Raw genomic sequence first — 25,155 nt, forward strand, 5'->3', positions numbered from 1 at the left:
TTACCAACAACATCCCGGACAATACGACCCTTTCTTGATTCAATAAGAGCTAAAGATATGACAGCTGCTATCTATTTGGTAAAAGGTCGTGAGAAATCGGTTAAGCGCAAGCATCCTTGGATTTTCTCTCGCGGTATCAGTAAAGTTGAGGGCGAACCCGCTATTGGTGAAACCGTTGATGTATTCGCTCACGACGGAAAATGGCTAGCAAAAGCAGCATATTCTCCAGCATCTCAAATCCGCGCTCGCATCTGGAGCTTCAATAAAGAAGACATTAACAAAGCGTTTTTCACTAAACGCATCAAAGATGCGCAACTGCTTCGTGAAGATATTATCGAACGTGACGGTTTAACTGGCTATCGACTCATCGCGGCAGAGTCTGATGGTTTGCCAGGCGTTACTATTGACCGCTACCAAAACTATTTCGTTTGCCAATTGCTTAGCGCTGGTGCGGAATATAACAAAACGGCGATTGTTGATGCGCTGGTTGAATGCTTCCCAGAGTGTCATGTTTACGAGCGTTCTGACGTCGCGGTACGTAAAAAAGAGGGCTTGAAAGAAGTCACGGGTGTACTTCATGGTGAAGAGCCACCAAAATCTGTCGTCATTGAAGAGAACGGCGTCAAAATTAGCGTGGACATTGTTGGCGGCCATAAAACAGGTTTTTACCTAGACCAACGCGATAGCCGTCAGCAAGCAATGAAGTACGTTAAAGATAAAGAGGTTCTCAACTGCTTCTCTTACACTGGTGGTTTTGGACTGTACTCACTTAAAGGTGGCGCTAAACGCGTTATCAATGCCGATGTTTCACAGCCAGCATTAGATACTGCTAAGTTTAATGCTGAATTAAACGAGTTTGATATTTCAAAAAAACGTGCTGTGTTCCTAAACGCAGATGTATTCAAACTGCTACGTGAATACCGCGATCAAGGGACTCAATTTGATGTCGTGATCATGGACCCACCAAAGTTTGTTTCAAGCAAGAGCAATCTCACTTCTGGTGCAAATGGCTACAAAGATATCAATATGCTCGCCATGCAAATTCTTAAACCAGGTGGAACACTGCTTACTTATTCTTGTTCTGGCTTAATGACATCCGATCTATTCCAGAAAATCATCGCTGATGCGGCCTTGGATTCAGGCCGTCAAGTGAAGTTTGTAGAGCGCTTTGAGCAAGCCGCTGATCACCCAACAGACAGTGCTTACCCAGAAGGTTTCTACCTAAAAGGTTTTGCTTGTAAGGTGCTTTGATCACCGTCTAAAGCAAAACGCTGTCGTGCCTATCAATTACGACAAATAACCCCATACTAAAAAAGGGCCTTTCGGCCCTTTTTGTTTAGCTATTGAATGTGTCTTGCACTTTCAGCAGATCGTTAAGAATTGAATCAGATACGTTTCCATCAGAAATATGCTCAATAAATTGCGAAGCCGCATTCTCTAACACTATTGATTGACTCTCATCTCCGTCTGATATGGTGACCTTCAGATCATCGCTCCCTTCAAGCGTTACGCTAAGTACATCATCCATACTCCTATCATCGTATGAATCGAGTAATTCACTCAGATCAAGCTTATCTTCACCAGAGGTGAAATCCTTAACAATATCCATTTCTCCATCTCGGATACCATCACCTTGATCAACAAACTGGAAGATGTCATCACCGTCGCCGCCGACGAGGATATCATTACCTGCCCCACCAACTAAAATATCGTTACCGCCGTGGCCAAAGATAATATCGTCGCCTTCATCACCATACAGATAATCAGTTTTGTCGCCTGTATGGTCTTGGTTAAACTCTTGAATGTTATCCTTCACATAGTTATGAATATCTTCAGCATCAACTGATGAGATGTCTTGTCCAGTTTGACTAGCAACATGCGATTGAATAGCACTCAAACCTTGTTCATTCGCACCAAACTCAACCAAGTCACCGAGTAGGATGTCGTTACCCTCACCACCATGAATAGTATCAGAGCCTTGCTTCAGTGGTATATCTTGACCAAGAATGGTTTCTGCAAGTTTCGATACATCAATCTTAGAATCCACTACACCATCGGTATCGTACTGTTGAAGCGTGCTGTCACTCACACCAGTCCCAATACCAATTGCTTCAACCGTCGATAGGGCTGCCAATACTTGATACATATGCTGAGTTTGGACTGACTTACCACCTTCATCATCGTACTCTAGCTCGCCGTTCTCGAGATCAATTGCTCCAATCTGTTGACCCGTAAACGGAGAGTATACGTACCCATGTTGATCAATCAGGATATTTCCTTTGTAACTAACGGCTTGACCATGACTATAGTTGTTATCATTTACAATAGTTTCTAACGTCACTAACTGACCATTTGAGTCTACATCCAGAATCACTTTTGAGAAATCATTCTGAGCTAGATCATCTAAATCTGTGTGCGTGTTTGGATTACCATCTGTAATAAAGTAAGTAATATTCTGGCCATCAGGGTTAGGCTGTTCGCCAAACCAGTCTACCGCCGATTGCAGACCTGATTCATAGTTCGTATTACCCCAACCAGAATTCTCGATTTTATTTAGCTCCTTAACAAAATCATCTCTCGCTGTCGCTGAGCTCAAATCGACAGATACAATAAGTGTCGATTGTGATTCAAACTCAGTCAGTAAAATATTTACTGTTCCAGGTTCCGTTCCTTGGTTGGCTGCTTCTTGTAGTTTATCAAATACATCCAATATTTCTTGCTTAGCAGTTCCAACCTGACTTCCCATACTCCCAGAGGTATCCAATACGAACGCAATGTTGTAGTCTTCTCCGGCAACAATCTCAATACCCTGCACGTCACCAACAATCAAATCATGATTATCACTACCATCAATGGTGTCATTACCATGTGAACCTGATTCCATCGCGTATTCTCGCGCTGTTACATCAACCGTTTCAGTACTAGAAGCACTATCACTATTAGACGACTCTACCGAAGTAGCGGTAACGCTCATTGGAAAATCTAAGCTACCATCGTAATCAAACGGCACTTTAATATCGAACGATACTTTTCCGTCAGCATCAGTTGGCACTATGAATGAACCATCGGCTTCTGCTGCAATAGGCTTACCATTGACATGGACTTCAATACCTTCCGGAAGACCATTAACTGTAACCGTTTGAACAAGACTTTCACTACCATCCGTATCGACAAGATCTACGTCAATATCAACGGGGATCCAACTATCCTGAAGAACCTCATATGTACCATCTGGGTTAAGTTCGATCACCTTATCCGAAAATACAACTCGCTCTATCTCATATAAATGATCACCGCGATCTTCTTGACCAGTGTGATCATTTACTGAATCAACTGATTTAGTATCGAGTACGATCCAATATGGTACATCTCCACCATGGTTATCTTTGAAAGTGAATTTATAATCTTCAAACTTACCTGTCAGGTAAACAGTATCAGTACCATCATGAGCAGTATTACTAGTCGCGTCATCACCATAGAATGAATCATTTTGTGCGCCACCAACAAAGACATCATCCCCTCCACCACCATACATAGAATCGACGTTGTTACCGCCAACAAACAGAGTATCAGTATCACTATAGTCGTTGTTGTTACCTAAATGGGATGGTAGGGAATTGTCTAGTCCCATTTCAACAGCAAGGCCATTATTCTCTGCTTCACTCTTACCGACAGTAGCAATCACATCAGCATGATGAGACGAAGTGGCATCCGATTTCACCATATCCCCAAGCGTCACACTAATGCTTGGCCCATCAGCGACAGGAGTGATATCAACCGTCAATGTGTGCTCTTCTGATGTGCCATTTTCACTGACAGCCTTAAATTTAATTTCGGCATAATCGTTCGATTTATTTCCGACGTCATTCAAGTTGAAATCATCTGAGCCGGACTCATTCTCTTCTGGCTTAAATCCTATCAAACCAGACTCAAGTTGCTCAGATGTGATCGTATCGGTGTTCAGTTCTACCCAGTTTGGGGTTTGCTCCGTACCCTTATTCACAACCAACTTTCCATCCAATGGCAATCCGGTAATGACAATTGAACTGCCTGGCTCTGCACCAAAATTATCAAGCGATAGTAGAAGCACCGTGTCTTCTATTCCCGATATCTCTTTGCTTGAAGCTGCAGTAGACTCATCATTATCGAGAATCACGCCTGTGCTTTCTTTTCCACCTACTGAAATCGTGTAATTCTCAGACGACTCATCCAGTATGTCATCAACGGTCGGAGCAATAATTTCAAACGATTCAACGCCAGGAGGAACGAACAATAAACCTGTGTTAGCGTTATAGGTAACCCCGTTGGTAAATTGCAATTCTCCCAACTTCACATCGGCACTTGAAGCAGCATCTAATTCACCTACGTTGGTTCCAAAGTCTACTTCTAGTTGCTGACCAAGCTGTGACTCAGCGGATAGATTTACCACAAAAGTGAGAGACTCTCCCTCTTCAACCTCCGTTCCCAAAGTGTTAACACTACTTACTGAGACTAAATCGACATCAGGGTTAACAATTACATTAATTGTTGCCGTATCGCTTGCTCCATTACCATCGGTAATCGTGTAAGTAAAAGAGGTTTCGCCATGGAAACTGTCCACAAAATCAAATACAACTTCATCGCCCTCAATACGAACGTGGTGCTCACCAAACTCGTTAAAGGCCGTGATAGTTAGAGTGTCACCATCTATATCGACATCATTGGCTAGAATTTCTGACATCGGGATACGAATCTCACCCTCACTCTGATTAACCGCGTACGCCCCCGCTCCTGTGGCCTCGAATCCCGTTAAGAAATAATCAGAAGAGTCATTATCAGAACCTTCAAATTTGTCAGGGTGTGAAGTGAATTCAGTCGCTTCAAAAACAATCGAGTCGAATGCAACGCTTTCTAAATCAACAGAGAATTGACCATCTTTTCCAGACTCTAAACTAAACACGCCACTTTGGACTGGCTTACCGTCTAAGTATGCTGTCCACATACCCTGCTCATGATTTTCAGTGCCGCCCTCATTCGCATATAGACTCGCAACGGCAAATGAAAAACTCGTCGCTGGTTTAGGCAATGTAATTTCGAGCTTCTCTGACTGCCCGGTCTCACGGTCATATTGAAGTTGTTCGCCTGGCCCAGTGCTAATATCGCCATCAACACCAAGTTTATGACGATCCGTTGTCTCAATATCACGCTCTATATCTTCGCTACGATCACCTAAGTGACCAATAAAGGCTTTTATCTCGACACCATCAACCTGCCAGTTTTGATTGTCAGCGAAAGAACCGAGTTGAACGGTGTATCCTTGAGGATCATCAACTGCGTCTGGGGCATTGTTTATCGTAACGGTAGATTCGTCGCTGTAATTACCATGAGAATCGACCGCTCGATAGTCAAATGAATCATCAGAACGCGTATCGATATAACGTAGTTCCCAGTTACCATTACCCACTGTCGATAATTCAACAGACTCAATCATCGCCCCATTCGGTAATTCGAACTGTTCAGATGGAATCACGATTTCATGGAATAAGTCGGAATTTCCTTTGGTTTCTTTTTGATACTCGAAAGGTGTCGTTTGACGATTTCCATTGGCATCAAGCCATGTCACATCAATCGTGACTTTTGACTCGTTACTAGAACCGTTATTGAGTCGATCATCTAAACCTTTTTCAAAATAACCGCCTAAACCATCTAGCCCAAGGGTGATGCTATCTGCAGGGCGACTTTCAAAGTTGATGGTAATTGATTCACGTTCTTCAATACCGTTTCCTTTGCCGACGCCCACACCATAACCAACATGATTCGCATTAGAATTATACTGGATCAGGTCGTCGCTTCCTTGACCCTCTTTATCAGCAGTAATAGTGATGACGTCCCCATCTGCCAGAATCAATTTACGCACGGATGGATCATCCGTAGCTTCACCCCAGTTGTAGAAATCTGTTTTCGAAGGTGAATCGTTATCGACATCTTGTTCATCTCTAACACCAAGTAGGAAACCTTCTGGGTGTTCATCACGGGTGTATTCAATCAGATTTGGATTTTCAAATACCGTACCCTCTTGCAGAACATTTCCTTGATCATCAAACACGGCTAGATCATCTACGGTAATCTCAACACCATCATAAGTCAGTGTTCCATTATCTGGTAATTCGGTAATGACAACGCCAACTTGCGTGTCTGGTTGCGAATCATCAAACTCGTCAGAGATATGGTCTGAGCCATCCCCTTCAATAGACCCTTTTCCATCATCAAAAATGACTTTTGACGAACCAGACTCACCGATGTTGATAGAGAAGTCTTCAGAGTTAGGTGGCGAGACTTGAACATCATAGCGCCCTTCATCGGTGGTCGCGATAAATTCGTTACCCGCTTCATCGGTGCCCGTCACGCTCGCCACGATGGTGCGGTCGGCATCACTGACTAAGTCGCTGCCGTCCACCTCGATGCTGTAACTGCCGTCATTTTGCACTAGGCCCGTGTAATCTTGGCCATTCACCGTTAGGGTGACGGTGTCGCCCGCTTTCGCGTCGCCACCGACTGAGCCCGTGATGGTCACTTGACCGTTGGATTCAGCGGCATTGATGATGTTGTCGTCGGTGATGTCATCAATGGTGATGGTGGCGGCCGCCTCGGTATCGATCGTCACCGTCAGCGCGTCTGACGTGGCGCTGTTGCCTGCCGTATCCGTCACTTGCACCGTCAGGTCGTACTCGCCATCGGCCCACGCCTCAGTTGGGGTGAACTGCCAAGTGCCGTTCACGTTTTCCAACGTACCATCAACCACTTGACCGTCTTTCATCACCACGATGGCTTCGCCTGCCACATCGCTGTCGATGTTGCCTAGGGCAAACGTTGGGGTATTGTCGTGAGTCAGATCATCGCGGTTGCTGTCGCCACTGTCACTTGAGTCCATCAAGTCGATGTTTGGCTTGTTGATGCCGGTGTCGACGTCGTAATCGCCATCTTTATTGTCGCCAGTGGTATCGGTGGTCGCGATAAATTCGTTACCCGCTTCATCGGTGCCCGTCACGCTCGCCAAGATGGTGCGGTCGGCATCACTGACTAAGTCGCTGCCGTCCACCTCGATGCTGTAACTGCCGTCATTTTGCACTAGGCCCGTGTAATCTTGGCCATTCACCGTTAGGGTGACGGTGTCGCCCGCTTTCGCGTCGCCACCGACTGAGCCCGTGATGGTCACTTGACCGTTGGATTCAGCGGCATTGATGATGTTGTCGTCGGTGATGTCATCAATGGTGATGGTGGCGGCCGCCTCGGTATCGATCGTCACCGTCAGCGCGTCTGACGTGGCGCTGTTGCCTGCCGTATCCGTCACTTGCACCGTCAGGTCGTACTCGCCATCGGCCCACGCCTCAGTTGGGGTGAACTGCCAAGTGCCGTTCACGTTTTCCAACGTACCATCAACCACTTGACCGTCTTTCATCACCACGATGGCTTCGCCTGCCACATCGCTGTCGATGTTGCCTAGGGCAAACGTTGGGGTATTGTCGTGAGTCAGATCATCGCGGTTGCTGTCGCCAGTGTCACTTGAGTCCATCAAGTCGATGTTTGGCTTGTTGATGCCGGTGTCGACGTCGTAATCGCCATCTTTATTGTCGCCAGTGGTATCGGTGGTCGCGATAAATTCGTTACCCGCTTCATCGGTGCCCGTCACGCTCGCCACGATGGTGCGGTCGGCATCACTGACTAAGTCGCTGCCGTCCACCTCGATGCTGTAACTGCCGTCATTTTGCACTAGGCCCGTGTAATCTTGGCCATTCACCGTTAGGGTGACGGTGTCGCCCGCTTTCGCGTCGCCACCGACTGAGCCCGTGATGGTCACTTGACCGTTGGATTCAGCGGCATTGATGATGTTGTCGTCGGTGATGTCATCAATGGTGATGGTGGCGGCCGCCTCGGTATCGATCGTCACCGTCAGCGCGTCTGACGTGGCGCTGTTGCCTGCCGTATCCGTCACTTGCACCGTCAGGTCGTACTCGCCATCGGCCCACGCCTCAGTTGGGGTGAACTGCCAAGTGCCGTTCACGTTTTCCAACGTACCATCAACCACTTGACCGTCTTTCATCACCACGATGGCTTCGCCTGCCACATCGCTGTCGATGTTGCCTAGGGCAAACGTTGGGGTATTGTCGTGAGTCAGATCATCGCGGTTGCTGTCGCCAGTGTCACTTGAGTCCATCAAGTCGATGTTTGGCTTGTTGATGCCGGTGTCGACGTCGTAATCGCCATCTTTATTGTCGCCAGTGGTATCGGTGGTCGCGATAAATTCGTTACCCGCTTCATCGGTGCCCGTCACGCTCGCCAAGATGGTGCGGTCGGCATCACTGACTAAGTCGCTGCCGTCCACCTCGATGCTGTAACTGCCGTCATTTTGCACTAGGCCCGTGTAATCTTGGCCATTCACCGTTAGGGTGACGGTGTCGCCCGCTTTCGCGTCGCCACCGACTGAGCCCGTGATGGTCACTTGACCGTTGGATTCAGCGGCATTGATGATGTTGTCGTCGGTGATGTCATCAATGGTGATGGTGGCGGCCGCCTCGGTATCGATCGTCACCGTCAGCGCGTCTGACGTGGCGCTGTTGCCTGCCGTATCCGTCACTTGCACCGTCAGGTCGTACTCGCCATCGGCCCACGCCTCAGTTGGGGTGAACTGCCAAGTGCCGTTCACGTTTTCCAACGTACCATCAACCACTTGACCGTCTTTCATCACCACGATGGCTTCGCCTGCCACATCGCTGTCGATGTTGCCTAGGGCAAACGTTGGGGTATTGTCGTGAGTCAGATCATCGCGGTTGCTGTCGCCACTGTCACTTGAGTCCATCAAGTCGATGTTTGGCTTGTTGATGCCGGTGTCGACGTCGTAATCGCCATCTTTATTGTCGCCAGTGGTATCGGTGGTCGCGATAAATTCGTTACCCGCTTCATCGGTGCCCGTCACGCTCGCCAAGATGGTGCGGTCGGCATCACTGACTAAGTCGCTGCCGTCCACCTCGATGCTGTAACTGCCGTCATTTTGCACTAGGCCCGTGTAATCTTGGCCATTCACCGTTAGGGTGACGGTGTCGCCCGCTTTCGCGTCGCCACCGACTGAGCCCGTGATGGTCACTTGACCGTTGGATTCAGCGGCATTGATGATGTTGTCGTCGGTGATGTCATCAATGGTGATGGTGGCGGCCGCCTCGGTATCGATCGTCACCATCAGCGCGTCTGACGTGGCGCTGTTGCCTGCCGTATCCGTCACTTGCACCGTCAGGTCGTACTCGCCATCGGCCCACGCCTCAGTTGGGGTGAACTGCCAAGTGCCGTTCACGTTTTCCAACGTACCATCAACCACTTGACCGTCTTTCATCACCACGATGGCTTCGCCTGCCACATCGCTGTCGATGTTGCCTAGGGCAAACGTTGGGGTATTGTCGTGAGTCAGATCATCGCGGTTGCTGTCACCACTGTCGCTTGAGTCCATCAAGTCGATGTTTGGCTTGTTGATGCCGGTGTCGACGTCGTAATCGCCATCTTTATTGTCGCCAGTGGTATCGGTGGTCGCGATAAATTCGTTACCCGCTTCATCGGTGCCCGTCACGCTCGCCACGATGGTGCGGTCGGCATCACTGACTAAGTCGCTGCCGTCCACCTCGATGCTGTAACTGCCGTCATTTTGCACTAGGCCCGTGTAATCTTGGCCATTCACCGTTAGGGTGACGGTGTCGCCCGCTTTCGCGTCGCCACCGACTGAGCCCGTGATGGTCACTTGACCGTTGGATTCAGCGGCATTGATGATGTTGTCGTCGGTGATGTCATCAATGGTGATGGTGGCGGCCGCCTCGGTATCGATCGTCACCGTCAGCGCGTCTGACGTGGCGCTGTTGCCTGCCGTATCCGTCACTTGCACCGTCAGGTCGTACTCGCCATCGGCCCACGCCTCAGTTGGGGTGAACTGCCAAGTGCCGTTCACGTTTTCCAACGTACCATCAACCACTTGACCGTCTTTCATCACCACGATGGCTTCGCCTGCCACATCGCTGTCGATGTTGCCTAGGGCAAACGTTGGGGTATTGTCGTGAGTCAGATCATCGCGGTTGCTGTCGCCAGTGTCACTTGAGTCCATCAAGTCGATGTTTGGCTTGTTGATGCCGGTGTCGACGTCGTAATCGCCATCTTTATTGTCGCCAGTGGTATCGGTGGTCGCGATAAATTCGTTACCCGCTTCATCGGTGCCCGTCACGCTCGCCAAGATGGTGCGGTCGGCATCACTGACTAAGTCGCTGCCGTCCACCTCGATGCTGTAACTGCCGTCATTTTGCACTAGGCCCGTGTAATCTTGGCCATTCACCGTTAGGGTGACGGTGTCGCCCGCTTTCGCGTCGCCACCGACTGAGCCCGTGATGGTCACTTGACCGTTGGATTCAGCGGCATTGATGATGTTGTCGTCGGTGATGTCATCAATGGTGATGGTGGCGGCCGCCTCGGTATCGATCGTCACCGTCAGCGCGTCTGACGTGGCGCTGTTGCCTGCCGTATCCGTCACTTGCACCGTCAGGTCGTACTCGCCATCGGCCCACGCCTCAGTTGGGGTGAACTGCCAAGTGCCGTTCACGTTTTCCAACGTACCATCAACCACTTGACCGTCTTTCATCACCACGATGGCTTCGCCTGCCACATCGCTGTCGATGTTGCCTAGGGCAAACGTTGGGGTATTGTCGTGAGTCAGATCATCGCGGTTGCTGTCGCCACTGTCACTTGAGTCCATCAAGTCGATGTTTGGCTTGTTGATGCCGGTGTCGACGTCGTAATCGCCATCTTTATTGTCGCCAGTGGTATCGGTGGTCGCGATAAATTCGTTACCCGCTTCATCGGTGCCCGTCACGCTCGCCAAGATGGTGCGGTCGGCATCACTGACTAAGTCGCTGCCGTCCACCTCGATGCTGTAACTGCCGTCATTTTGCACTAGGCCCGTGTAATCTTGGCCATTCACCGTTAGGGTGACGGTGTCGCCCGCTTTCGCGTCGCCACCGACTGAGCCCGTGATGGTCACTTGACCGTTGGATTCAGCGGCATTGATGATGTTGTCGTCGGTGATGTCATCAATGGTGATGGTGGCGGCCGCCTCGGTATCGATCGTCACCATCAGCGCGTCTGACGTGGCGCTGTTGCCTGCCGTATCCGTCACTTGCACCGTCAGGTCGTACTCGCCATCGGCCCACGCCTCAGTTGGGGTGAACTGCCAAGTGCCGTTCACGTTTTCCAACGTACCATCAACCACTTGACCGTCTTTCATCACCACGATGGCTTCGCCTGCCACATCGCTGTCGATGTTGCCTAGGGCAAACGTTGGGGTATTGTCGTGAGTCAGATCATCGCGGTTGCTGTCACCACTGTCGCTTGAGTCCATCAAGTCGATGTTTGGCTTGTTGATGCCGGTGTCGACGTCGTAATCGCCATCTTTATTGTCGCCAGTGGTATCGGTGGTCGCGATAAATTCGTTACCCGCTTCATCGGTGCCCGTCACGCTCGCCACGATGGTGCGGTCGGCATCACTGACTAAGTCGCTGCCGTCCACCTCGATGCTGTAACTGCCGTCATTTTGCACTAGGCCCGTGTAATCTTGGCCATTCACCGTTAGGGTGACGGTGTCGCCCGCTTTCGCGTCGCCACCGACTGAGCCCGTGATGGTCACTTGACCGTTGGATTCAGCGGCATTGATGATGTTGTCGTCGGTGATGTCATCAATGGTGATGGTGGCGGCCGCCTCGGTATCGATCGTCACCGTCAGCGCGTCTGACGTGGCGCTGTTGCCTGCCGTATCCGTCACTTGCACCGTCAGGTCGTACTCGCCATCGGCCCACGCCTCAGTTGGGGTGAACTGCCAAGTGCCGTTCACGTTTTCCAACGTACCATCAACCACTTGACCGTCTTTCATCACCACGATGGCTTCGCCTGCCACATCGCTGTCGATGTTGCCTAGGGCAAACGTTGGGGTATTGTCGTGAGTCAGATCATCGCGGTTGCTGTCGCCACTGTCACTTGAGTCCATCAAGTCGATGTTTGGCTTGTTGATGCCGGTGTCGACGTCGTAATCGCCATCTTTATTGTCGCCAGTGGTATCGGTGGTCGCGATAAATTCGTTACCCGCTTCATCGGTGCCCGTCACGCTCGCCACGATGGTGCGGTCGGCATCACTGACTAAGTCGCTGCCGTCCACCTCGATGCTGTAACTGCCGTCATTTTGCACTAGGCCCGTGTAATCTTGGCCATTCACCGTTAGGGTGACGGTGTCGCCCGCTTTCGCGTCGCCACCGACTGAGCCCGTGATGGTCACTTGACCGTTGGATTCAGCGGCATTGATGATGTTGTCGTCGGTGATGTCATCAATGGTGATGGTGGCGGCCGCCTCGGTATCGATCGTCACCGTCAGCGCGTCTGACGTGGCGCTGTTGCCTGCCGTATCCGTCACTTGCACCGTCAGGTCGTACTCGCCATCGGCCCACGCCTCAGTTGGGGTGAACTGCCAAGTGCCGTTCACGTTTTCCAACGTACCATCAACCACTTGACCGTCTTTCATCACCACGATGGCTTCGCCTGCCACATCGCTGTCGATGTTGCCTAGGGCAAACGTTGGGGTATTGTCGTGAGTCAGATCATCGCGGTTGCTGTCGCCACTGTCACTTGAGTCCATCAAGTCGATGTTTGGCTTGTTGATGCCGGTGTCGACGTCGTAATCGCCATCTTTATTGTCGCCAGTGGTATCGGTGGTCGCGATAAATTCGTTACCCGCTTCATCGGTGCCCGTCACGCTCGCCACGATGGTGCGGTCGGCATCACTGACTAAGTCGCTGCCGTCCACCTCGATGCTGTAACTGCCGTCATTTTGCACTAGGCCCGTGTAATCTTGGCCATTCACCGTTAGGGTGACGGTGTCGCCCGCTTTCGCGTCGCCACCGACTGAGCCCGTGATGGTCACTTGACCGTTGGATTCAGCGGCATTGATGATGTTGTCGTCGGTGATGTCATCAATGGTGATGGTGGCGGCCGCCTCGGTATCGATCGTCACCGTCAGCGCGTCTGACGTGGCGCTGTTGCCTGCCGTATCCGTCACTTGCACCGTCAGGTCGTACTCGCCATCGGCCCACGCCTCAGTTGGGGTGAACTGCCAAGTGCCGTTCACGTTTTCCAACGTACCATCAACCACTTGACCGTCTTTCATCACCACGATGGCTTCGCCTGCCACATCGCTGTCGATGTTGCCTAGGGCAAACGTTGGGGTATTGTCGTGAGTCAGATCATCGCGGTTGCTGTCGCCAGTGTCACTTGAGTCCATCAAGTCGATGTTTGGCTTGTTGATGCCGGTGTCGACGTCGTAATCGCCATCTTTATTGTCGCCAGTGGTATCGGTGGTCGCGATAAATTCGTTACCCGCTTCATCGGTGCCCGTCACGCTCGCCAAGATGGTGCGGTCGGCATCACTGACTAAGTCGCTGCCGTCCACCTCGATGCTGTAACTGCCGTCATTTTGCACTAGGCCCGTGTAATCTTGGCCATTCACCGTTAGGGTGACGGTGTCGCCCGCTTTCGCGTCGCCACCGACTGAGCCCGTGATGGTCACTTGACCGTTGGATTCAGCGGCATTGATGATGTTGTCGTCGGTGATGTCATCAATGGTGATGGTGGCGGCCGCCTCGGTATCGATCGTCACCGTCAGCGCGTCTGACGTGGCGCTGTTGCCTGCCGTATCCGTCACTTGCACCGTCAGGTCGTACTCGCCATCGGCCCACGCCTCAGTTGGGGTGAACTGCCAAGTGCCGTTCACGTTTTCCAACGTACCATCAACCACTTGACCGTCTTTCATCACCACGATGGCTTCGCCTGCCACATCGCTGTCGATGTTGCCTAGGGCAAACGTTGGGGTATTGTCGTGAGTCAGATCATCGCGGTTGCTGTCGCCACTGTCACTTGAGTCCATCAAGTCGATGTTTGGCTTGTTGATGCCGGTGTCGACGTCGTAATCGCCATCTTTATTGTCGCCAGTGGTATCGGTGGTCGCGATAAATTCGTTACCCGCTTCATCGGTGCCCGTCACGCTCGCCAAGATGGTGCGGTCGGCATCACTGACTAAGTCGCTGCCGTCCACCTCGATGCTGTAACTGCCGTCATTTTGCACTAGGCCCGTGTAATCTTGGCCATTCACCGTTAGGGTGACGGTGTCGCCCGCTTTCGCGTCGCCACCGACTGAGCCCGTGATGGTCACTTGACCGTTGGATTCAGCGGCATTGATGATGTTGTCGTCGGTGATGTCATCAATGGTGATGGTGGCGGCCGCCTCGGTATCGATCGTCACCATCAGCGCGTCTGACGTGGCGCTGTTGCCTGCCGTATCCGTCACTTGCACCGTCAGGTCGTACTCGCCATCGGCCCACGCCTCAGTTGGGGTGAACTGCCAAGTGCCGTTCACGTTTTCCAACGTACCATCAACCACTTGACCGTCTTTCATCACCACGATGGCTTCGCCTGCCACATCGCTGTCGATGTTGCCTAGGGCAAACGTTGGGGTATTGTCGTGAGTCAGATCATCGCGGTTGCTGTCACCACTGTCGCTTGAGTCCATCAAGTCGATGTTTGGCTTGTTGATGCCGGTGTCGACGTCGTAATCGCCATCTTTATTGTCGCCAGTGGTATCGGTGGTCGCGATAAATTCGTTACCCGCTTCATCGGTGCCCGTCACGCTCGCCACGATGGTGCGGTCGGCATCACTGACTAAGTCGCTGCCGTCCACCTCGATGCTGTAACTGCCGTCATTTTGCACTAGGCCCGTGTAATCTTGGCCATTCACCGTTAGGGTGACGGTGTCGCCCGCTTTCGCGTCGCCACCGACTGAGCCCGTGATGGTCACTTGACCGTTGGATTCAGCGGCATTGATGATGTTGTCGTCGGTGATGTCATCAATGGTGATGGTGGCGGCCGCCTCGGTATCGATCGTCACCGTCAGCGCGTCTGACGTGGCGCTGTTGCCTGCCGTATCCGTCACTTGCACCGTCAGGTCGTACTCGCCATCGGCCCACGCCTCAGTTGGGGTGAACTGCCAAGTGCCGTTCACGTTTTCCAACGTACCATCAACCACTTGACCGTCTTTCATCACCACGATGGCTTCGCCTGCCACATCGCTGTCGATGTTGCCTAGGGCAAACGTTGGGGTATTGTCGTGAGTCAGATCATCGCGGTTGCTGTCGCCACTGTCACTTGAGTCCATCAAGTCGATGTTTGGCTTGTTGATGATGGTGTCTACTTTATAGGACGCTTCGTTTGATACTGGCCCAATATTACCTTGAGGATCGGTTATTTGTGCTTCATACGTATAAGTTCCATCTTCCGGCGCTGGGACCGTTATCACCAATGAGCCGGAATCAAAGTTCTCTCTCGAAATAGTAAGCTCAGATAAGATAGTGCCATCGATATCTCTTAAGACAAGAGTATCTCCAACGCCAGTACCACGCGGCAGTTCAATTGTTACTTGGACTCCGTCAGTTAAGTCGCTAGTAGAGATAACACCATCAATTCCTGCTTCAGGAATAGAGATAACAGGCGCATCATTCACTGGCTGAACATTTACATCAATAGTTAAACTATCAACCCCACCTTTTCCATCAGAAACTTCTACAGTAAAACTATCAGTACCATTAAAAAATTCGTTTGGTGTATACGTCCAAGTTCCGTCTGAATTAACGACTACTGTGCCGTTTTGTGGGTCCGATGTTTGACTAAAAGTAAGCGTGTCTTGAGAGTTTTCATCAGTCGCTAAAAGTGTTCCGCTGATTGGCGTATCTTCATCTGTTGTCACTAACATATTTTCACCTGACGGCGCATTATTAGCACCGACAAATTCAGGGCTAAAGTTAGTGTACTGCTCTAGCAACGTAAGGCTTTGAGTTTGAGATAAGCCTAAAGACTGTAAGCCATTCGTTTCGAAATCGGTATCTGCGAGCAATTCAGCACCGATTCGATCAACTGTACCGCTAGCTTGCAAACTGGAGCCATTACTTTCGCCCGCAGCTGGTGCAAATTCATCACCTACTTGCGTCGGATCTTGGCCTTGTTCTAAAGCACTGATAATTTGAGCAACATCGTCAGAGATGTCTTGAATACCATCTTCGTTTACAAGTTGTACTTGTACGCGTTCGGAATCAGCGTCATTTTTAGCGATGACGACTTCCCCTGGTAGAGGCTGTTGTCCATCATTAAGAACTTTTAATTCCCCATCCAAACCTATTACTACAAGTCGTCCACTAAGTGAAACTAAGGCTGTATTCTCCATAAAAACCCCTAACCGAAAATTACTGTCAATATTTTGACCAATGATGTTAATTTGTTATATATTGCCCAATAATATAACGCAATAACAGACTCTTAACACTAATTTACAACTTTAATCTCATATATTACCCATACAGTTCACAACAATTGAGGGACGAAAGCGACATCACTAATATTTGGCTAATAACACTTGCAACTCACTCTTGAACCCTGTAGCCACTAAATACTTAATGTAAATTCATTTGGTTTTTTAATGCTTAGTGACAAATTTCAAGAGATGTAAATGAATTGTATGGTTGATTATGAGCAGGGTTGTACGTTAGATTATTGACGCCCTTAGAGGTCTTTGATTAATAAATATAATTTTACCTCTAACATCATTTAATTTAGGAGAATCACAGTGAAGTGGACTCATGCAAACGCCTTATGTTTAGGTGTATTAGCTGCTAGCCCTGCTTTAGGTCAAACCCTAGAGCAAGCGGTTGAAAATACGCTCAAAACAAATCCCGATATCAAAAGCGCGTTCAATGAATTCGTGAGTAAGCAGTATGTGAACGATGCATCCAGCGGTGCTTACCTTCCATCTGTCGACCTTGATGCAGGGATCGGTTACGAGGGTATTGACTCAGCAGATACTCAACAAAAAACTGATTTAACTCGTAAAGAAGCGACCATCACTTTAACTCAATTGATCTGGGATGGCTCCGCAACTCTTAACGATATCGATCGAACAGCAGCTGATGCAGAATCAGTGCGCTATCAATTACTCGCGGATGCTCAAGACACCGCATTACAAGTCACCAAAGTCTATCTTGATGCAGTAAAAGCTTATGAAATTCTGACACTTTCTGAAAACAATCTGAAAGTTCACAAGAAGATCTATCAAGATATTAAAAAGCGCGTGAATTCGGGTATTGGCTCGACCGCCGACTTAACCCAAGTCGAAGCGCGTCTTGCCAAAGCACATGGTAATCTAGCCGCTGCGCAAAATAATCTCTTTGATAGCCATACAATGTTTACACGCATCGTTGGCCAGTCTCCTCAAGGCCTTATTTTTCCCAGAGCAGATCAAAACTTCATCCCTTACACTGTCGATGACGCGGTTGATTTAGCGTTCAACGAGCACCCAGTAATTAAAGTCTCTATGGCCGATGTTGATTCAGCAAAATTCCAATACAAACAGTCAAAAGGAACATACTTCCCTACGATTTCTGTGGAAGCCGCTCAAACATGGCGTGATGATGCAGGCGGTGTTGAAGGCCGTACAGATGAAACAACGGCAATGCTGCGAATGCGATATAACCTGTTTAATGGCGGAAGTGATGCAGCCAATGCAGAAAGTTATGCTTATCAATTAAACAAAGCAAAAGACCTACGAGAACGAGCATATAAAAACGTTGAAGAAGGCCTTCGCCTTTCTTGGAGCGCACTCGACCTTACACTACAGCAAAAAGAGTTTCTTTCTGATCATGTCGATTCCGCAGCAGAAACGGTAATTGCTTACGAAAAACAATACCGCATCGGAAAACGAACCCTGCTTGACTTGCTCAACACTGAAAATGAGCTTTTTCAAGCCCGCAAAGATTATTTGGATGCCAAATACGCTGAGCAGTATGCAAAATACCGTGTGATGAATGCAACTGGTCAGTTGTTAAACGCACTTCGCGTTGATGTGCCAACGGAATGGAATCAGAGAGTGGAGTACTAAGCATGAAAGCAGTTAAGATTTTATTAGCTTTAGGTATTATCACCTCTTCCTATCAAGCACTAGCGCAAAATGAAGACGAGTATGATTACATACCAGCACCACAATCGGAGCAAATCGCCGATCTACTCGATGATGATAGTGATGGCGTAATTAATGCTCGCGATAAGTGCCCTGGTACTGCCGTCGGTTCTGAAATAAACAATGACGGCTGTGGCGAGAGAATTGATTCGTCAGAAGAGATGCAAGTAAAAGTGTTATTTGCAAACGACTCTGATGAGATTAATCCTATCTTTCAACAGCAGATCATGCAATTGTCTGACTTTTTGAAAGAGTATCCAGACACCTCAATTGAATTGAAAGGCTATGCAAGCAAAACAGGAAGCGCTCCACATAATCTAGAGCTATCTAAACGACGCGCTCAGAACGTAGAAAAAGCACTACTCAATTACGGCATAGACAGCGACCGAGTTAAAATCGTCGGTTTTGGTGATACACATCTTGCGACAGATGGAACAGATGAAGTGAGCCATGCGCTCAACCGCAGAGTCACGGCATCGGTTATCGGATACAAAGGTGAAATCAAAAAAGAGTGGACTATATTTACTACTCTTCCCAAAAGTTAACTAAAGGAGCTTCGGCTCCTTTTCTTTTTCATGTGAGCTTGGCTGTATTGTGCTTTAGGAATCGACGCTTTAGTGTTAATCTAGCCGCGTCATAACAATGAGAGTTTTGAAATGAGCAAACTTACAACAGATATCCAAGCAAACCTTGAACTTTTCGTTGCGGAATCAAAAGCAAACCAATTAGTTTGGGGCCTACGTAACGAAGAAGGTTGGTTATCTTGTGATTCTACGGAATTCGAAAGCAGCGAAGTGATGCCTTTTTGGTCTGCAAAAGAAGACGCGCAAGCACACAACGTTGAAGAATGGGCAGATTTCGAAGTACTAGAGATCCCTCTAGATATCTTTGTTGAAGATTGGCTTCTAACTCTAGCTGAAGATGGCGTTCTTGTAGGTACAAACTGGAACGCACAATTAGAAGGCAAAGAGGTTGAACCTCAAGATCTCGCTAAGCTATACGTTGCTTAATATCACCTAGTTTAGCTGCACAAGGCCTCATCCCTATGTTGAGGTCTTGTTTGTTCCATTTACAAAGTCTGAATTTACCACAGAAAAACACCTACTTTTCCCATACCTTTATCGATTCCTTTTGAGTTTGTCACAAAGGCATTGTCTCTCTTGGGATATCATGTCTGCAGATCTATACAATAAATTACATAAGGTTACACCACTATGCGCACGCTGCTCTCTTTGCTTGCGTCACTTTTATTAGGCAGCCAAGCATACGCGAGTGATACACAAAACATCACTCAATGGCATGCTGTTTATCAAGCAACACTAAAAACAAACGTAAACTCAGCACTGAGTATGCTTCAAGATCGATATCACACTGCAGATACAGACAGTGAAAAACTATACGTAAGTGGTTTGATTTATGAATATATGTCTAACATCAATCAACCGTATTATGGAAGTAGTCAGATTTTGGACAATCGTTTTGCCAAGCTTGAGTCTAAATATATCCAAGCACTAAAAGAGCGTAAAAACGGTAATTGTGATGCCTCAGTAAGTCTATTTTCATCTTTGTTACAGGCAACAAAACAACAACAGGACTTAGAAAGTAAAGCGCTAATGAATTATCAATTGTGCTATACGCTCAATCAACAAGGGCAGTATCACAAATCGAATTTCTTCTGCTCTTCACTCATGCAACAGTTTTCCAACGGGCACCCTGAAAGTATTCCGTCTGATTTAGCAATACGTGTGATTGCGAATAACTTTGATTTTCGCGGTGAGTACGATATCGCGTTAAACCTCTACCGACGTATTCTTAATAACATGCCCGCTCAAAGTGACACATCGGGCGTATACAACGATGTGGGTAATTTACTTAGTGAGCTAGGTCAGTTTGAACAATCTGAGCAATATCTCATCCAAGCATTACTGGCGCGCCAACTTGATGCTAAACCTTTGGAAGTCGCTCAAGTCGAACATAGCCTTGCGGCAATGTACAACAAATCAAAAGACTACGATAAAGCGATCAGCCATTATAAAAATGCTCTAACGATTCTCGATGGCTTAAACTACCCATACGGCCAAGGCCTCACCTATCTCGGATTAGGATCGGCTTACATAGAGTCAGGTGATCTTAAAAGCGCAGTACCGATGATCAGAAAAGCGCTAAAGCTCGGTGAGCAATATGACAATATACGCCTCCAAACGGAAAGCCACCTAGCTGCGGGATCTGCATACTTAAAACATGACATGCAAGACAAGGCGTTAGAACATGGTCAAGCTGCACTTAACTTGTCACTGACTAACTCAACCTCTGCATTACAAGCAAAAGCACAGTTACTGCTTTCGCAAGTTTATGGCAGTTTAGGGGAGTTTTCGAAAGCACTCGCTCATTATAAAAATTACGCAACGCTTGAACTGGCTAACCGAGATGCTAACAACGTAAAAGCCATCGAAGCGCTAGACTTAACCAAAAATGAATATGAATACGACCTACAACTGGCCAAAATCAATAATGAACGAAGCTTAAAACTACTCGAAGTAGAAAAATTAGGCGATCAGCAACGCGCTTACAATTTTGCCATCTTCTGTTTGATCATTTTATTGATAGCAAGCCTATTCGTCCAACGCAGGACAAGAATCAAATCAACGTTAGACACGCTCACAAGCTCTCTAAACCGCAGTGCAATTATTGATAAGATTAAAGATCAATGCGCCAAATGTTCAGACGACATGCGCTACGTCCTAATTCTAATTGACTTAGATAAATTTAAGTTAATCAACGATAACTATGGTCACCCAACGGGAGACGCGGTATTGCGGCATGTCAGCAAAGCATTAAAAGCGAAGCTCAATAAAGACGAATATTTAGGTCGATTAGGAGGAGAAGAGTTCGTCTTGTTGCTGAAAAACGTTGACGAGATCGATGTTCCGTTTCGTGTGCAAAGCATACACAAGACAATTTCAGAAAAACGAATAAAAACTTCAAATAATCAACTGCTTAGCGTCACAGCAAGCTTGGCCTATTTATCAACATCGAAGCCACTCACTAACTTCGACGAACTGTATTCGATATTAGACCAAGCTCTATATCAAGCCAAAAGAAACGGCCGAAACGCGATAATCGATGCTTACAATGAACCTATTGATCTTCCGCCTGCTGCTTTTGAATCAACGACTTCATAACCATCTCTTGGTTGTTTAAATACTCTTCTAAGCCCGCTTTGCGTAAATCGCAAGACGGGCAATCTCCACAACCATCACCAATGATGCCGTTGTAACACGTTAAGGTATTTTCACGAACCAAATTCAGTGCGTCATATTGATCGGCAAGTGCCCATGTTTCTGCTTTATTCAACCACATCAGAGGTGTGTTGATTGTAAACTGGCGATCCATGCCTTTAACCAAAGCGTTGTTCATCGATTTTACAAAGTCATCACGACAATCAGGGTAACCGCTAAAGTCAGTTTCACACACGCCAGTAATCACCGCCTTTGCACCAATCTGATAAGCGTAAATGCCCGCAAGCGTTAAGAACAAGATATTGCGTCCAGGTACAAACGAATTCGGTAAACCATTTTCTTGAAGTTCATGAGAAACAGGTATGTCATCACGAGTAAGTGAGCTAATCGCTAATTCATTCAATAGACCCACATCCATTACTTTGTGTGCGGTTACGCCAAGATCTTTTGCTAGCTTCTCCGCTACTTCAATCTCAAGTTTATGACGCTGACCATAATCAAATGTAATGGCGTGCACTTCATCATATTCTTGTAATGCTTGAACCAAGCATGTTGTTGAATCTTGTCCGCCACTAAAAACAACCACGGCTTTCTTCATCTTTTTTCTCCAGGTTTCACTTACTGTGATTGGTATTAAGCAATACTCAAATATTTATGAGTTTGAACTGACAAACGCCAATTGCGCGCTACGCAGGTATCAATACAAAGTTGAGTTGCCCTTGGCTTTTGGCTAATGGGTTGTAATGCAATCACTGTTGTTGCTTCAATGTTTGCAGAAGATAAGAGTTCATCAAGATGGTCAATATCCTTTTGCGTACCTACCGGGTGTTTAATTTCGTTCGCACGTTCTAAAGCACTTCTCAATACTGGTAATCGACCTTTCATGGCCACTTTAGGTGACACTGTCACCCACGTATTATCCGAAGTTACGACCTCTGATGTGCCACTCGTCTCTATTTGACATTGGCAACCCATAGATTCAAATGCTTCCGTCAATGCACGTAAATCATAAATACACGGTTCGCCGCCAGTGATAACGATATGCTTAGCATTAAACCCCTGTTTTTTGTATTCAGATACGATGGCATCGGCAGAGACGAAACACCATGTTGGAGAGTCTTCAGTTTTCAACAAAATATCACCAATTGAGCGTTGATCTTCCTCTTGCGCAAACCATGTCTGCTTGGTATCACACCATGAACAACCAACCGGACATTCTTGCAAACGCACAAATACCGCTGGTACACCCGTGAAAACCCCTTCCCCTTGGATGGTTTCGAACATCTCATTTAGCTTATACAACGTGGAACTCACTCAACTCATCATACTTAGAGGCGAAGACCTTAATTGAGAGCCGCATCTAGGTCAATTTAAACCCAAAAAATAATTGTTAAAATAGACTCTTTTGTAGTTTCATACACAGGTTTCCAATTTTTAAGGTAAGTAAAGATGTATAAGCTGATCGCTCTTGATATGGACGGTACGCTGTTAAACAGCGATAAAATAATTTCAGAAGAAAACAAGCATGCTATTGCTAGAGCCCGTGGGGCTGGTGTAACGGTTGTACTTGCTTCTGGCCGTCCACTTGAAGGCATGCAGGACAAACTCGATGAGCTGAACATCGACTCTGATAAAGATTTTGTCCTCTACTACAATGGCTCAATGGTTAAGAACATTGGCACCAACGAAATCATTCATCAACAGATCATTGATGGTAAAGCGGCAAAGAAAATCGCTCGTAAAGCCAAAGAGCTAGGTGCGTATGTTCATGCATTTAGCCAAGAGCATGGCCTGATTACTACAGAGAGCAACCCATATACAGATATCGAAGCCAAGATCAACGGCCTTGAGATTACCGAAATGAACTTCGAAGCGTTAGAAGATGATCATGCCATCATCAAAGCAATGATGGTTGCAGAACCAAACAAACTGAGTGAAGTTATTAACGCCCTACCCGCCGAATTTCGTGAAGAGTTTACAGTGGTACAAAGTGCCCCATTCTTCCTAGAATTTCTCGACCCAGCGAGCAACAAAGGTATCGGTGTTGCTGCGATCGCTGAATACCTCGGCATTGGTGCAGACGAAGTGATCTGTATGGGTGATGCTGAAAATGACCACCACATGCTGCAATACGCAGGTCTAGGAATTGCAATGGCAAACGCCATGGAAGAAACAAAGCAAATTGCAGACTACATTACTGAAAGCAATGATGACCATGGTGTAGCAAAATCAATAGAGAAATTTGTACTCAACGCTTAGTAACACGCAAGCATAACAACTTTTCTTTACGATAAAGACAACGAAGCCTCGCAATTGCGAGGCTTCTTTATGTGTAGGTATTAGACTTTGAGATCAACCGTCCTAGCGGTCAGCCTTTTCGCGAGTACCATAAACAACAACATTAGCAGTGGATAATGCAACGTGTTCATCACAAGCGACCATAAACTGCTAAATGACACTAACGTTTCAAAATAGCAATACAACTGATCAACTAATAACAAAGCAAGGATGACAAACAACGTCTGACGACGCTCAAATTCACCCTCTGCCTCTTTATAGGTAAGCACTAACGCTGACATCGTGATGAGAATCGCCAGCCAGCTAACAAATACTGGTAACGGCCATATAACCGAAATCACAGCCGTTATACCCGTCATGACAAACCACACGCTTTTTGAGCAAAGCAAGTCATCGATATTCACATCGGGCTTACCTTCTAATCGCAGTACGTGCCAGGCGACCAGTTTTCCTAATATTGCCCCAACAACCATATCAAGAACAAACGCGGTTCCTAAGAAGAACTTACACACCATCACGATAAGTGTTACTAAAACAACAAGTAGCGTAGTTCGGTTAAGGCCAAAACTTTGCGTACGTTGGAAGATAAATGTCATCACACAGAACCACACCGCGATTGGTAAGCTTGGGAAGCTAAAACCAAAACTATGGGTTAATTCAGCAATCGGTACATAAACGTGTGGCCTTGGTAAGGAAAATCCTTGTTGTGCAACCAACACCATCAAGGATGTTGCAGCAATTGCAAAAAATAAGCGATGCACAAAACGGATGCCAAACTTCATCATCACAAATGGGAATAAAAACAACAGAAAGGTTGGATTCGTTAACCCTGTGACTAACTTTGCTAGCTCACAAGCGGTATCTCGACTGGTCGAAGAGAATGACCCTGCCCAAGTTTGAAGATCGACCATCCACGCGAGTTCTATCTGACGAAATGCAGGAGCAGAATCAATTAGCTGATTGACGTATTGGACTGGCTGCTCCGTTGCTTTCTCATACATCTGAGTCACATGAGACCACTGATTTGGGTATCGATAGAGCGATGAAACAAGCTCTCGTGGTGACAATAGCATCGCGGAAGCAACCTCCACCCCATAATGCGGGGCAAACCAGGTTGGAATTTCATTTCCACCTAAAGAGTTTGTCATTGAAAACGCCACGACTTCTGAGTCTGATACACAATCGTAAAATACCGCCGTGTCAGAACGACCTAGCTCTTTTCCTACAGTAACCACCAAGCCCGTTTCTTCCCACGTTTCCCTTTGTGCAGCGACTTGAGGAGGCTCTCCCTCCATAATCGTTCCGCCGGGCAATGAGATTTTATCCGTAAGGATTTCATGTATTACCGTAATTTTGTTATCTGCCCGGACAATACAAATTGCCCCTTTCAAACCCTCCGTTGAGGGGGTTGCTACAACAGCAGGTGATACAATAAACGAGCAGAAAAATAAGAACAGAGTAAAGAAGTGTCTCAGCACAAAATACAACCTTTAAAGAAAGAACTCATTCATTGCT

The 25,155-nt window shown here is 47.6% G+C and carries 10 protein-coding genes; 6 read left to right on the plus strand and 4 right to left on the minus strand.

Annotated elements, in window-relative coordinates; translation table 11 throughout:
- Positions 1-57 precede the first annotated feature (57 nt).
- Positions 58-1,251 carry a class I SAM-dependent methyltransferase gene (locus VA249_RS07700; RefSeq protein WP_221067565.1) on the plus strand — a complete coding sequence of 398 codons (1,194 nt, stop codon included), beginning with the start codon at positions 58-60 and terminating at the stop codon, positions 1,249-1,251.
- Positions 1,252-1,336: 85 nt separating this feature from the next.
- Here VA249_RS07700 and VA249_RS07705 read toward each other — a convergent pair whose 3' ends face one another.
- Positions 1,337-16,318 carry an Ig-like domain-containing protein gene (locus VA249_RS07705; protein ID WP_221067566.1) on the minus strand — a complete coding sequence of 4,994 codons (14,982 nt, stop codon included), beginning with the start codon at positions 16,316-16,318 and terminating at the stop codon, positions 1,337-1,339.
- A 399-nt stretch (positions 16,319-16,717) separates the two neighbouring features.
- Between VA249_RS07705 and VA249_RS07710 the strand changes: the two genes are divergently transcribed.
- The 4 genes from VA249_RS07710 to VA249_RS07725 all read left to right on the plus strand — a co-directional run bounded on the left by VA249_RS07710 (position 16,718) and on the right by VA249_RS07725 (position 21,285).
- Positions 16,718-18,025, plus strand: a complete 1,308-nt coding sequence (locus VA249_RS07710) for a TolC family outer membrane protein (RefSeq protein ID WP_221067567.1) — start codon at positions 16,718-16,720, stop codon at positions 18,023-18,025.
- 2 nt (positions 18,026-18,027) lie between these two features.
- Positions 18,028-18,648 carry an OmpA family protein gene (locus tag VA249_RS07715; protein ID WP_221067568.1) on the plus strand — a complete coding sequence of 207 codons (621 nt, stop codon included), beginning with the start codon at positions 18,028-18,030 and terminating at the stop codon, positions 18,646-18,648.
- 111 nt (positions 18,649-18,759) lie between these two features.
- On the plus strand, positions 18,760-19,113 hold the full coding sequence (locus VA249_RS07720; protein WP_128810837.1) for a DUF2750 domain-containing protein: 354 nt from the start codon (positions 18,760-18,762) through the stop codon (positions 19,111-19,113).
- A gap of 204 nt (positions 19,114-19,317) precedes the next feature.
- Complete coding sequence (locus tag VA249_RS07725; protein WP_221067569.1) at positions 19,318-21,285, plus strand: tetratricopeptide repeat-containing diguanylate cyclase; 1,968 nt, start codon at positions 19,318-19,320, stop codon at positions 21,283-21,285.
- Here VA249_RS07725 and queC read toward each other — a convergent pair.
- Positions 21,242-21,940 (minus strand): 7-cyano-7-deazaguanine synthase QueC, encoded by a 699-nt coding sequence (gene queC, locus VA249_RS07730; protein WP_221067570.1) that lies wholly within the window; start codon positions 21,938-21,940, stop codon positions 21,242-21,244. The two genes, VA249_RS07725 and queC, sit on opposite strands and share 44 nt — an antisense overlap.
- Positions 21,941-21,975: 35 nt before the next feature.
- Positions 21,976-22,626 (minus strand): 7-carboxy-7-deazaguanine synthase QueE, encoded by a 651-nt coding sequence (gene queE / locus VA249_RS07735; RefSeq protein ID WP_164837247.1) that lies wholly within the window; start codon positions 22,624-22,626, stop codon positions 21,976-21,978.
- Between the two features lie 165 nt (positions 22,627-22,791).
- Between queE and VA249_RS07740 the strand changes: the two genes are divergently transcribed.
- A complete protein-coding gene (locus VA249_RS07740) occupies positions 22,792-23,601 on the plus strand; it encodes a Cof-type HAD-IIB family hydrolase (RefSeq protein WP_221067571.1) in 810 nt (269 codons plus the stop codon).
- 80 nt (positions 23,602-23,681) lie between these two features.
- Here VA249_RS07740 and VA249_RS07745 read toward each other — a convergent pair whose 3' ends face one another.
- Positions 23,682-25,118 (minus strand): bifunctional NUDIX hydrolase/phosphatase PAP2 family protein, encoded by a 1,437-nt coding sequence (locus VA249_RS07745; protein ID WP_221067572.1) that lies wholly within the window; start codon positions 25,116-25,118, stop codon positions 23,682-23,684.
- Positions 25,119-25,155 lie beyond the last annotated feature (37 nt).

Source organism: Vibrio alfacsensis, assembly GCF_019670485.1.
GTDB lineage: Bacteria > Pseudomonadota > Gammaproteobacteria > Enterobacterales > Vibrionaceae > Vibrio > Vibrio alfacsensis.